The organism is Pseudomonas sp. PDM22 (genome assembly GCF_014851965.1).
GTDB lineage: Bacteria > Pseudomonadota > Gammaproteobacteria > Pseudomonadales > Pseudomonadaceae > Pseudomonas.
Genome location: NZ_JACVAR010000009.1, coordinates 177205 through 188071 on the forward strand (window position 1 = coordinate 177205; position 10867 = coordinate 188071).

Annotated in this window: 12 protein-coding genes; 6 read left to right on the plus strand and 6 right to left on the minus strand. The window is 67.4% G+C overall.

The features are described 5' to 3' along the window. Both IB255_RS27080 and IB255_RS27085 read right to left on the minus strand, forming a co-directional pair. Entirely contained in the window at positions 1 to 291 is a 291-nt protein-coding gene (locus IB255_RS27080; RefSeq protein ID WP_151186868.1) for a putative quinol monooxygenase, read from the minus strand. 362 nt (positions 292 to 653) lie between these two features. Beyond that, positions 654 to 2084 carry a PLP-dependent aminotransferase family protein gene (locus IB255_RS27085; protein ID WP_192211105.1) on the minus strand — a complete coding sequence of 477 codons (1431 nt, stop codon included), beginning with the start codon at positions 2082 to 2084 and terminating at the stop codon, positions 654 to 656. 149 nt (positions 2085 to 2233) lie between these two features. Here IB255_RS27085 and IB255_RS27090 point away from each other — a divergent pair, with 149 nt between their 5' ends. After that, complete coding sequence (locus IB255_RS27090; RefSeq protein WP_081516986.1) at positions 2234 to 2674, plus strand: carboxymuconolactone decarboxylase family protein; 441 nt, start codon at positions 2234 to 2236, stop codon at positions 2672 to 2674. A gap of 74 nt (positions 2675 to 2748) precedes the next feature. On the opposite strand, the gene IB255_RS27095 is transcribed toward IB255_RS27090, so the two are convergent. Next, the gene (locus tag IB255_RS27095; RefSeq protein ID WP_192211106.1) at positions 2749 to 3909 is read right to left on the minus strand and encodes a YbfB/YjiJ family MFS transporter; all 1161 of its coding nucleotides are present in this window, start codon (positions 3907 to 3909) and stop codon (positions 2749 to 2751) included. Beyond that, on the minus strand, positions 3906 to 4778 hold the full coding sequence (locus tag IB255_RS27100) for a LysR family transcriptional regulator (RefSeq protein ID WP_192211107.1): 873 nt from the start codon (positions 4776 to 4778) through the stop codon (positions 3906 to 3908). The genes IB255_RS27095 and IB255_RS27100 overlap by 4 nt, the downstream gene beginning before the upstream one ends. A gap of 105 nt (positions 4779 to 4883) precedes the next feature. Between IB255_RS27100 and IB255_RS27105 the strand changes: the two genes are divergently transcribed. After that, the gene (locus tag IB255_RS27105) at positions 4884 to 5948 is read left to right on the plus strand and encodes an NAD(P)H-dependent flavin oxidoreductase (RefSeq protein WP_192211108.1); all 1065 of its coding nucleotides are present in this window, start codon (positions 4884 to 4886) and stop codon (positions 5946 to 5948) included. A 205-nt stretch (positions 5949 to 6153) separates the two neighbouring features. On the opposite strand, the gene IB255_RS27110 is transcribed toward IB255_RS27105, so the two are convergent. Beyond that, complete coding sequence (locus tag IB255_RS27110; protein WP_151186873.1) at positions 6154 to 7047, minus strand: DMT family transporter; 894 nt, start codon at positions 7045 to 7047, stop codon at positions 6154 to 6156. Between the two features lie 94 nt (positions 7048 to 7141). On the opposite strand from IB255_RS27110, the gene IB255_RS27115 reads away from it, so the two are divergent. After that, positions 7142 to 7939 carry an AraC family transcriptional regulator gene (locus IB255_RS27115; RefSeq protein ID WP_192211109.1) on the plus strand — a complete coding sequence of 266 codons (798 nt, stop codon included), beginning with the start codon at positions 7142 to 7144 and terminating at the stop codon, positions 7937 to 7939. Between the two features lie 3 nt (positions 7940 to 7942). Here IB255_RS27115 and IB255_RS27120 read toward each other — a convergent pair whose 3' ends face one another. Then, the gene (locus IB255_RS27120; RefSeq protein WP_138214347.1) at positions 7943 to 8479 is read right to left on the minus strand and encodes an RNA polymerase factor sigma-70; all 537 of its coding nucleotides are present in this window, start codon (positions 8477 to 8479) and stop codon (positions 7943 to 7945) included. Positions 8480 to 8826: 347 nt separating this feature from the next. Here IB255_RS27120 and IB255_RS27125 point away from each other — a divergent pair, with 347 nt between their 5' ends. Genes IB255_RS27125 through IB255_RS27135 form a run of 3 tightly spaced genes read left to right on the plus strand, consistent with a single transcriptional unit; the run spans position 8827 to position 10764 of the window. Further along, entirely contained in the window at positions 8827 to 9036 is a 210-nt protein-coding gene (locus tag IB255_RS27125; RefSeq protein WP_192211110.1) for an MbtH family protein, read from the plus strand. A 3-nt stretch (positions 9037 to 9039) separates the two neighbouring features. Next, the gene (locus IB255_RS27130; protein WP_192211111.1) at positions 9040 to 9762 is read left to right on the plus strand and encodes a thioesterase II family protein; all 723 of its coding nucleotides are present in this window, start codon (positions 9040 to 9042) and stop codon (positions 9760 to 9762) included. 21 nt (positions 9763 to 9783) lie between these two features. Then, positions 9784 to 10764 (plus strand): TauD/TfdA family dioxygenase, encoded by a 981-nt coding sequence (locus IB255_RS27135; protein WP_192211112.1) that lies wholly within the window; start codon positions 9784 to 9786, stop codon positions 10762 to 10764. The last annotated feature ends 103 nt before the right edge of the window (positions 10765 to 10867 follow it).

Below are 10867 nucleotides of genomic sequence, written 5' to 3' on the forward strand. Positions count from 1 at the left end.
TCAGTCAGCGCTGCGGCTTTCGAACTCCAGCCCCAGCGCCAGGTCGCCACAGCCGAGCTGGCCTAGCCACTGTTGTGCTTTCGGGCCGGACAGGTGCGCCTCCAGCTCGGCCTGGCTGGCCCAGCGGGTGAGCACCTGCCAGCGGTCGGCGGCCAGTTCCTGCAACTCGCTGCCCTGACAGCCGGGTTGCTGGCGGACCTGGGTGACCAGTTGATTGAGGTGCTCGCCCAGCGCGGCAGCCTGGCCGGGGAATGCCTGGACGCGAACGATGGCGATGGCGGACGGGGACATGGCGAGGCTCCTTTGTGCTGGGTGGCCATTGGGCGCTGACGCCGGAATCCGGTAAATGCCGGAACCGGCTTTCAAAACCGATGCGCAAAGGTTAAGGGCGCGCTGCCTGCGGCTGAACCGCCAATTCCCCGGAAAAGTGCCGGACCAATCCTTCCCCGGATGACGACTGCTGATCGGCCGTCGCTCCGCTGCCATGGAATCGATGGGTATCGCTGCGCTCCACGCCATCCTGCGGGTAGCCCGTGATGCTGCTGAGCAGAGTCCTGCAAGACGCGATCGTTACAGGTTGAACGCTTCGTGGGATGGGTGGAGCGCAGCGATACCCATGCTGTCAGTGCGCCAGAGTCGACAGGAAACGAGGCTCAGGCCAGCTGCTGCAACAGGTCGCGCACCTTGTCCAGCGCCGGGTCGATGTCCAGCGTGTCGATGGCGCCGAAGCCCAGCAGCAGGCCGTCGCGCACCGGCGCCTGATGATGGAAGGGCGCCAGCCCGTAGAGGCCGACCTCGACCTTGCGCGCCAGCTCGCAGAGCAGTGCCACGTTGACCGGCTGGCGCAGCAAGGCGGTGAGGTGGAAGCCGGCCACCGACGGCACCGCTTCCAGCCAGGGCGACAGGTCGCCCGCCAGCCGCGCCAGGATGCGCTCGCGGCGTCCGGCGTAGATGCCGTGGCAGCGGCGGATGTGCTTGAGCAGGTAGCCCTCGCTGATGAACTTGGCCAGCGCCCACTGCGGCAGCGTCGAACTGTGCCAGTCGGAAATCTGCCGCGCCCGCACCAGCGCCGTGAACAGGCTGGGCGGCGGGATCAGGTAGCCCAGGCGCAGTTCCGGCAGCAGCACCTTGGAGAAGGTACCGATATAGGCCACCACGCCGTGGCGATCGAGGCTTTGCAGCGCGTCGGTGGGCCGTCCTTCGTAGCGGAACTCGCTGTCGTAGTCGTCCTCGATCACCAGCGCGCCCAGTTCCAGCGCCCGTGCGAGCAAGGCCTCGCGGCGTGCCGGGCTCATCGGCATGCCCAGCGGGAACTGGTGCGACGGCGTGGTGTAGATCATCCGCGTACCGTCGGGGATCAGGTCGACGCGGATACCATCGGCGTCCACCGGCACGCTGGCCACTTCGGCGCCGAGGGTCTGGAAGATCAGCCGCGCCGGGGTGTAGCCGGGGTCTTCCATGGCGACCTTGTCACCGGGGCGGAGCATGACGCGGGCGAGCAGGTCCAGTGCCTGCTGCGCGCCGTTGCAGACCATCACGTCGTCCAGCTGGCAGTTCACACCACGGGCATAGGAGATGTGCCGGGCGATGCCGTCGCGCAACGGGGCGATGCCTTCGGGCGAGCTGTAGTGCCCGCGCAGGCCGGTCATCTGGCGCATGGCATGGTTCACGCAGCGCCGCCATTCCTCCTGGGGGAACTGCAACTGGGTGGTGGCGCCGCCGATGAAGTCGGCCTTGGCTGTACCCGCGCCGGGGTGGCGCAGGCGCGTGTCGAGGTTGGCCCAGCGCTCGATGTTGTTCTGGCTGGCGAAGCGCACGCCATCCTGGCGCCGGTCGTGGCGCGGCAGGTGGGTGTTGACGAAGGTACCGCTGCCGATCCTGCCCACCAGCACGCCTTCGTAGGTGAGCTGGGCGTAGGTGTCGGAGATGGTCTTGCGCGAGATGCCCAGCTGCTCGGCCAGCAGCCGGCTGGGCGGCAGGCGGGTGCCGGCGGCGAGGCGGCCGGAGTCGATGGCTTCGCGCAGCTGGCGATAGAGTTGCCCGGCGAGATCCTTCTGGCCGTGGATGATCAGGTGCAGCTCCAAGGACGAACTCCGCAGCTTCTGGGCAGTGGCGCAAGCGTAGCGCCGGCGCGGGGCGTGGTGAAGTTGCGCGGTCGAAATTCCGCGGATTGGTCACTTGTGGCCGGCACGGCTCGGCGCACAATGGCACGGTCAACTTCTGGAGTGCCGTCATGGAGCCACGCCTGGATTACTACACCGCCTCGCCGGAAGCGCTGAAGGCGGTGCTGGCGCTGGAAGCCGCGATCTTCGAGCTGTCGCTTGAGAAGCCGCTGCTGGAGCTGGTGCGCCTGCGGGTATCGCAGGTGAACAACTGCGCCTTCTGCGCCGACATGCACGCCATGGAAGCGCGCCGCAACGGCGAGACCGAGCGGCGCCTGTTCGCCGTCAGCGTCTGGCGTGAGTCGCCGTTCTTCACCGAGCGTGAGCGGGCGGCGCTGGCCTGGTGCGAGTCGGTGACGCTGCTGTCCGAATCCAAGGTGCCGCTGGAGGTCTTCCAGCTCGCCCGCGAGCAGTTCAGCGAACGGGAGCTGGTGGACCTCACCGTGGCCATCGGCGCGATCAACGTGTGGAACCGCCTGGGCGTGTCCTTCCGCCAGCAGCCGCCGGCCTGATCTGTACAGTTGTAGGGCGGATAACGCGTCAGCGTTATCCGCCGCGCGGCAGCGGGCGGATAACCTGTTCCAGGTTATGCGCCCTGCGTGGGCTCCACCTCGGCGTGACGCAGGGGGAGACAGCACAGCGCCCCAACCAGCAACGCACTGGCTGCCGCTCCCAATGCCGGGATGAAGCTCCCGGTCAGCCCACGCAGGGCGCTGGCCGCCAGCGGCCCGACGATCTGCCCGACGCCATACAGCGCCGTCATCGCCGCGAGCATGTTGAAGCGCACCTGCGAGGCCACCGCGCGGGCCGCCGGCATGGCGATGGTCACGGTGCCCATGAAGCTGCCGCCCACCAGTACCGCGCTGCCCAGATAAAGGAAGGTGGAGTCGCCCAGAGCCGGCAACATCACGCCTACCGCCTGCACCAGCAGGTTGAGCGCCAATGCACGCCGACCGCCGAGCTTCAGGTGCAAGCGGTGCCAGAGGAAGCACGATGGCGCAGCGCCCAGGCCGAACGCGGCCCAGACCTGCAATGGGTCGATGGCGCCCAGGCCACTCTTCATCAGCAGCGGCAGGTAGGTAGCGGTGATGATGTAGCCGAAGCCGGCCAGCCCGTAGACCAGCAGGATGATCGGCGCGGACAGCTCTGGTGCCGGCCCCGCACTGTTCGCTGCCGGATGCGGCGCAGTCGGCGCATCCCGACCGAGCGCAGGCGCGGCCAGCAGCGACAGCACCAGCCCGGCCAGCGCCAGCACGCACCAGATTGCCGCACTGCCCAGGCCGAAGGCGTTGCCGGCGGCGATCAGTTCCGCCGAGACCAGGATGCCGATCCCCACACCGGCGAACATCATCGGTGCGCCATGGCTTTCGCCCATGCTCTGCAACAGCCACTGCGCGGCGCTGACCAGCGCCATGGCGCTGAGCACGCCGGCCAGCAGGCGCACGCCGATGGCGAACCAGGCCGGTGCCGGAACTGCCATGGCGGCGAGGGTAGCCAGGGTGCCTGCCAAAGCGATCACGCAGATGCGCGCGGCATATCGCTCGTGGCTGCGCGCCAGCAGCAGGGCGCCGAGCAGGTAGCCGGCGTAGTTGGCCGAGGCAGCCAGGGAGCCGCCGGTGACGCTGAGCACGCCGTCGCGCACCATCAACGGGTACAGCCCGGTGAAGGCGAAGCGACCGAAGCCCATGCCGACGGCCAGGATCAGTGCCGCCGACAACGCGGCGGGCAGGCGGCAAGTGCGGCTCATGGGCGTGCCTCCAGGGTTTCCCGCCAGCGCTGGAAGGCGCCGGTGGCGTAGCCGTCGCGCCAGATCAGCAGGGTGTCGACTTCAGTCAGCGGCACCAGCTGCAGGTCCGGCGTTTCCCGTTGCAGCTCCAGCACCGAGCGCGGCAGCACGCCGATGCACGAGCCGGCGTTCACGCAGGCGAGGATGCCGTGGTAGGAGCCCACCTCCTGCACCGCCAGCAGCGTGCCTTTCAGCCAGCTTTCCGCCAGTTGACGGTAGGTGCAGCCGCGGGTGAAGCCGACCAGGGTGCGAATCTGCACATCCTCTGGCCGGTGTACCGGTGGATGGTTGCCCGGCAGCACCAGCAGCAGTTCCTCGCGGAATACCGGTTCGGCGCGCAGGCCGCGCTCCAGCTTCGCTTCGAAGCCCGGCTCGGCGCGAAGGATGTCCGGGTGGGCGATTAGGGCGCAGTCCAACTGGCGGTTCAGCACTTCGCCGAGCAGCTTCTGGCTGTGGCCGGTGGTCATGTGCAGTTCCACCTCGGGGTAGGCGCGGTGGAAGCGCGCCAGCGGCTCGGGCAGGCGGCTGGCGGCGGAGGCCTCCATGCTGCCCAGGCGCAGGCTGCCAGTGGCGCTGTGCGGGTGCAGCGACTGTCGCGCCTCGCTGGCCAGGGCCAGCAATTGCTCGGCGTAGCGAAGGAATTCGCGGCCCTGGTCGGTCAGCGTCATGCGCTTGCCGTCGCGCAGGAACAGCGCCGCGCCGAGGTCTTCCTCGAGCTGGCGGATGCGTGTGGTGACGTTCGATTGCACGCGTTGCAGGCGGGCGGCGGCGCGGGTGACGCTCTGTTCCTCGGCCACGCAGCGGAAGATTTCCAGGCTGGAGAGATCCATGATTGATCTTCAGTAGAGAACAAGTTGCCGTTAATATTCTCTTTGTGAGATTGTTGGTCAAGTGCCAATCAGCCAGTCGGCCCTGCCGACCACGAGGACCCCGTCATGCGCATCACCGAACTGCTCGGCATCCAGCACCCCATCATCCAGGCGCCCATGGTCGGCGTGTCCACCCCGGCGCTGGCGGCGGCGGTGGCCAATGCCGGCGGGCTGGGCTCCATCGGCCTGGGCGCGAGCAATGCCAAGCAGGCTCGCGCCCTGCTGGAGCAGACCCGCGCGCTGACCGACAAGCCGCTCAACCTCAATCTGTTCTGCCACCGCCCGGCCGTGGCGGACCCGGCCCGCGAGGCCGCGTGGCTGGACCACCTGCGCCCGCTGTTCGCCGAGTTCGATGCGCAGCCGCCAGCGCAGATCACCGAGATCTACCGCAGCTTCCTGGCCGACCCCGAGATGCTGGAATTCCTCATCGAAGCGCGCCCGGCCGTGGTCAGTTTCCACTTCGGCCTGCCGCCGCAGCAGTGGATCGACCGACTGAAAGCCGCTGGCATCCGCCTGCTGGCCACCGCCACCTGCCTTGCCGAAGGCCGAGCCATCGAGGCGGCGGGCATCGACGCGATCGTTGCGCAAGGCTATGAGGCCGGCGGCCACCGTGGCGTGTTCGAGCCGGAGAAGGACGCGCGCATCGGCACCTTTGCATTGGTCCGTACGCTGGTGAAGGGCACCGGCCTGCCGGTGATCGCGGCGGGTGGGATCATGGACGGGCAGGGCATGCGCGCAGTGTTCGAGCTGGGCGCGCAGGCGGTGCAGATGGGTACGGCCTTCATCTCTGCCGACGAATCCTCGGCCAACGCTGCATTCAAGGCAGCGCTGCGCGGCGAGCGTGGGGAGCGTACCGAGGTGACGGCGGCGATTTCCGGCCGTGCCGCGCGGGGCATGGTCAACCGGCTGTTCACCGACCTGGGCAGTGCGGATGCGCCAGCGCTGCCGGATTACCCGATCACCTACGACGCCGCCAAGGCGCTGACCGCCGCGGCGACCGCCAAGGGCAACACGGACTTCGCCGTGCAATGGGCGGGGCAGGGTGCACCGCTGTCGCGGGAGATGTCGGCGGCGGAGCTGGTTTCGACTCTGATGGCCGAGTTCCACGCCGGTCGAGCGCAGGGCGCATAACCTGGAACAGGTTATCCGCCGGCCCACTCACGGCGGATAACGCTGGCGCGTTATGCGCCCTACGAGACTGATGCGGGAGTTTGAAACCGGCACGAAGCTGTAGGAGCGAGGGGGACGCCATCGTTATTGCTCGCGAACAGATTTCCCGCCGACGTCTGCGTCAAGCGGTTCGCGAGCAAGCTCGCTCCTTCAAACGGCGTCCGGGTCAACGAGCGTTGATGGCGGCGACGGCCTTCTCCCGCGGCCGCCACAGTTCGGCCAGCAGCACGCCGGCCAGGGTCAGCGCACCGCCCACCAGGTGGTAGCTGGTCAGCTGTTCGCCCAGCACCACGGCGGCGATGGCGGCGGTCAGTACCGGCAGCAGGTTGAAGAACAGCGCCATGCGGCTCGGCCCCATGCGCTGCACGCCCTGCATCCACGCCAGCGCGCCGACGATGGAGGCCAGCAGCCCGGCATACAGCACCAGCGGCAGGTTGGCGGCGTTCAGGCCGTGGTGCGGCGAGGCCAGGTAAAGCGGTGCAAGCGCGACGATGGCCACCAGCACCTGCAGGTACAGCATCAGCAGCGGCGGCAACGGCAGGTTCCACTTCTTCAGCAGCACGCCATACACGCCGTAGGCGAGGGTGGCGATGATCATCATGCCGTCGCCCAGGTTCACGCCGTGGCTGATCAGTTGCTGCGGGTTGCCCTGGGTGATCACCAGCAGCACGCCGCCCAGTGACACCAGTGCGCCCAGCACGGCGGCAGCACTCAGCTTGTGGCGCAGCAGCACTGAGGCCAGGGCGAGGGACATCAGCGGCATCAGCGAGAGAATGATGCCCATGTTGGTCGCCGAGGTGAGCGCGGCGGCGTAGTAGGCCAGGCACTGGTAGACGGCCATGCCGAGCAGGCCGAGGGTGACGAGCTTGCCCAAATTGGCGCGGATCACCGGCCAGTGGGCGAGGGTGGCGCGCAGCAGGAAGGGCGTCAGCAGCGCGCCGGCCAGCACCCAGCGATAGAAGCCGATCTCCGCCGGGGCGATCTGCCCCACGGCGAGCTTGTTGACGACGGTGTTGCCGGACCAGATGACCACGGCCAGCAGGGGGAACAGGTAATTCATGAAGGAACGCTTCCGGGGATAACGGAGCGTATTGTCCGCTCGTCCGAAACCAGACGTATAATGAAAACCGGACAATCCACCCCGGCATTCGGACATGACCCACGTACTGCCGCTCCCGCTTCCCGACATCGACCAGTTGCCCGCCGACCTGTACTTCCGCTACGACGAGTTCGACGCTGGAACTCATTCCCCCAGCCATCGTCACGCCTGGGGCCAGCTCAACTACGCGTCCCACGGGGTGATGGAGCTGGAAGTGGACGGCCAGCGCTTCCTCTCGCCGCCGCAGTACGCCGTGTGGGTGCCGCCGGGGCTCGAACACAGCTGCTACAACCGCCAGGCCATTATCTATCGCTCGCTCTACGTGTCCGCCGAACTGGCGCGCAAGCTGCCGCAGGGGCCCTGCACCCTGGCCATCAGCGACATCCTCAAGGCGATCCTCTCCGACTTCGCCGCACGCCAGGTGAACATCCCGCAGAGCGCCGCCGATCAGCGCCTGGCCGAAGTGGTGATCGACCAGCTGCAGGCCGCGCAGCCCCACGACGACTACCTGCCGTACGCCAGTGGCGGTGCGCTCGGCGAAGTGCTGGCCGCGCTGCAGGCCGAGCCCGGCGACAACCGCACCCTCGCGCAATGGGCCGAGCGCGTGCACAGCACCGAGCGCACCCTGGCGCGGGCCTGTCAGCGGGAGTTGGGAATGTCGTTCGGCGAATGGCGTCAGCGCCTGCGGTTTCTCGCCGCTATCGAGGCACTGGCATCGGGGGAAGGGGTACAGCAGATCGCCTTCAACCTGGGCTACAGCAGCCCTTCGGCGTTCATCGCGATGTTCCGGCGGCTGTCGGGCACCACGCCGGAGCAGTATCGCTCGACCTTCCGCGCCCTGGCGGAAGGCTGAGGCCTACAGCTTGCCGTCCTCCAGGCCCTTCAGGGTCTTGCGGCAGTGGATCAGCGCATCACGCACCATGAAGTTGACCAGGGTCGGAGAGACGCCCAGTTCCTCGGCGATTTCCTTCTGCGTGCGGCCGTGCAGGCGATACATCTCGAAGGCGTAGCGAGTGCGCTCGGGCAGCGTCTGCAGGGCGCTGGAGATGGCCTCCAGGGTCTGCCGGTCCTCGTGCTCGATCTCCGGTGACGCGGACGGCGTCGCGATGTGCATGCCTTCTTCCTCGCTACCCGAGTAGCGCTTCTCCAGCGCCTGGCGGCGATAGAGGTCGATGGCCAGGTTGCGCACCACGCGCATCAGATAGCCGCTCTGCGACTGGATGCCGGGAGTGAGGTCGCTCGCATTGAGCTTGATGTACGCATCATGGACCACGTCTTCGGCATGGCTGCGGCAGCCGAGGATGCGTGCGGCCGCATTGATGAAGGTCTGCCGGTGGGTAGCGAACAGCTCGTGGAGAGCGGGGCGCGACTCGGCGGGCATTGGCTTGGACATGCAAGGGTTTCCTATGCGGCGGCGGAGGCGGGGACGTCCACATGGGTTGAGGCGGCCAATCTAGATCAAATGATAATTATTATCAATTTATTCGAGAGACTCCGACTATCGCTCTGCGACAGGGTTCCCACACAAGTGTGAAGATTTTTCATTCGCATCCATTCGTCAGATCTCTCAGCGCTCGGGTGAAGGACAAGCCAGGAAATTTCGCCGGCGCATATCTTATGAGAATTAATCGCATCCGAGAACACTAACTATTTCATCGCCTCCCTCGTCTTCATGGCAGAGCTGGAAAACATCGGTAATGGCCGGTGGCCGGCATCCCATACAGCTGAAGGAGAAGGGCGATGGCGTTCGATCGCGAAGATGCGGTTTACAAGGTGCTGGTCAATGGTGAAGAGCAGTACTCGCTGTGGCCGCAGTACAAGGAAGTCCCGGCCGGCTGGCGCGAAGCGGGCAAGCAGGGGAGCAAGGCCGAGTGCCTGGCCTTCGTCGAAGCCAACTGGACCGACATGCGCCCGCTCAGCCTGCGGCAGAAGATGGCCGAGGGGCAGTAACCCATGCTGCGTCTGTTCTGCCTGCCGTACTCCGGCGCCAGCGCCATGGTCTATGCACGCTGGAAGCGCCAGCTGCCGAGCTGGATCGAAGTCTGCCCGGTGGAGCTGCCCGGCCGTGGCCGGCGCTTCGCCGAAAGCCTGCAGACCGACCTGCGCGCCCTGGCCAGCCAGTTGGCCGATGAAATCGCCGCGCGCCTGGACCAGCCCTACGCCATCTTCGGCCACAGCCTCGGTGGCCTGCTGGCCTTCGAACTGGCCCATGCGCTGCGTGAGCGCGGCCTGCCGATGCCGCAGGCGCTGTTCGCCTCGGCGGCCTCCGCGCCGGCGCGCCGCGACAGTCATCGCGAGCTGGCGCAAGAGCAGAGCGACGCCCAGCTGATCGAGCGCATGCGCCGCCTGGGCGGAACGCCCGAAGCAGTGTTCGCCGACGAGGAAATGCTGCGCCTGACCCTGCCGGTGATGCGCGCCGACTTCCTCCTCTGCGGCCTCTACGACTACCGCCGCCGCGCGCCGCTGGCCTGCCCGATCCACGTGTTCGGCGGCAAGGCCGACCGGCTTTCGGTGGAGTCCCTGTCCGCGTGGCAGGACGAGACCAGCGCTGGCTTCTCCCTGGAGATGCTCGACGGCGGCCACTTCTTCCTCAATGCCGGCGAGGCGCGCCTGCTCGAGCTGCTGCTCGGCCACCTGCGCCAGCCCGGCCAGTCGACCAGCGCAGCGCTGGCCTGATCGATTCAAGCGGAGACCCAGATGCCCACCTCCACTCTGTTCGACATTGCTCCCCTGGCCGAAGCGCGCGGTGGTTTGCCGCTGCTGGTGCAGGCCCGCGGCGACGGCATCGACCTGCTCGACGCCCTGGCCGAACTGCGCCCGCTGGTGGATGAACGCCTGCCGGTCTGTGCCGGCATTCTCTTCCGTGGCTTCCAGGTCGGCGCGCCGGAGCGCTTCCGCGAGTTCGCCGCCGGCTTCGGCCACCCGCTGCTCAACTACGAGTTCGGCTCCACCCCGCGCAGCAACGTCACCAGCGGCGTGTACACCTCCACCGAATACCCGCCGCACCAGCACATCCCGCTGCACAACGAGCAGGCCTATACCCGCGAGTGGCCGATGAAGATCTGGTTCTACTGCGTGCAGGCCGCGCAGAGCGGTGGCGAGACACCGATCGCCGACAGCCGCGAGATCTATCGCCGGGTCGATGAAGGCATCCGCCGCCGCTTCACCGAGCGCGGGCTGATGTACACCCGCAACTTTGGCAACGGCCTGGACGTGGCCTGGGAGCAGGTGTTCAACAGCGACGACCCGGCCGTGGTCGAGGCCTACTGCAAGGCCCACAAGATCGGCTGGGAGTGGAAGGAAGACGGCGAACTGCGTACCCGCCAGGTCTGCCAGGCAGTGGCGCAGCATCCGGTCACCCGAGATTGGGTCTGGTTCAACCAGGCGCACCTGTTCCACGTCTCGAATCTTCCGCCGGAAGTGCGCGAAAGCCTGCTGGAAATCGTCGACGAGGAAGACCTGCCGCGCAACGTCTACTACGGCGACGGCAGCCCCATCGAGCCCTCGGTGCTCGACGATATCCGCGGCGTGCTGGAGGAGGCCAAGGTGAGTTTCCCCTGGACCAGCGGCGACGTCCTGATGCTCGACAACATGCTCGCTGCCCACGCGCGCTCGCCGTTCAGCGGCCCGCGAAAGGTAGTAGTCGCGATGGCGGAAGGGCATGGCGCTGACGCCTGACGCCTGACGCCTGACGCCGGCACGAATAGCTCCCTCTCCCTGAGGGGAGAGGGAACAGTTCGGAGTACCCGGGAAGCGCCTGCGACGGCCATCCCCCGGTACA

Coding starts and splice junctions, on each gene's coding strand:
- IB255_RS27080 (WP_151186868.1), bottom strand. CDS start 291: ATGTCCCCGTCCGCCATCGCCATCGTTCGCGTCCAGGCATTCCCCGGC.
- IB255_RS27090 (WP_081516986.1), top strand. CDS start 2,234: ATGGAGCCACGCCTGGATTACTACACCGCCTCGCCGGAAGCGCTGAAG.
- IB255_RS27095 (WP_192211106.1), bottom strand. CDS start 3,909: ATGAGCCGCACTTGCCGCCTGCCCGCCGCGTTGTCGGCGGCACTGATC.
- IB255_RS27100 (WP_192211107.1), bottom strand. CDS start 4,778: ATGGATCTCTCCAGCCTGGAAATCTTCCGCTGCGTGGCCGAGGAACAG.
- IB255_RS27105 (WP_192211108.1), top strand. CDS start 4,884: ATGCGCATCACCGAACTGCTCGGCATCCAGCACCCCATCATCCAGGCG.
- IB255_RS27110 (WP_151186873.1), bottom strand. CDS start 7,047: ATGAATTACCTGTTCCCCCTGCTGGCCGTGGTCATCTGGTCCGGCAAC.
- IB255_RS27115 (WP_192211109.1), top strand. CDS start 7,142: ATGACCCACGTACTGCCGCTCCCGCTTCCCGACATCGACCAGTTGCCC.
- IB255_RS27120 (WP_138214347.1), bottom strand. CDS start 8,479: ATGTCCAAGCCAATGCCCGCCGAGTCGCGCCCCGCTCTCCACGAGCTG.
- IB255_RS27125 (WP_192211110.1), top strand. CDS start 8,827: ATGGCGTTCGATCGCGAAGATGCGGTTTACAAGGTGCTGGTCAATGGT.
- IB255_RS27130 (WP_192211111.1), top strand. CDS start 9,040: ATGCTGCGTCTGTTCTGCCTGCCGTACTCCGGCGCCAGCGCCATGGTC.
- IB255_RS27135 (WP_192211112.1), top strand. CDS start 9,784: ATGCCCACCTCCACTCTGTTCGACATTGCTCCCCTGGCCGAAGCGCGC.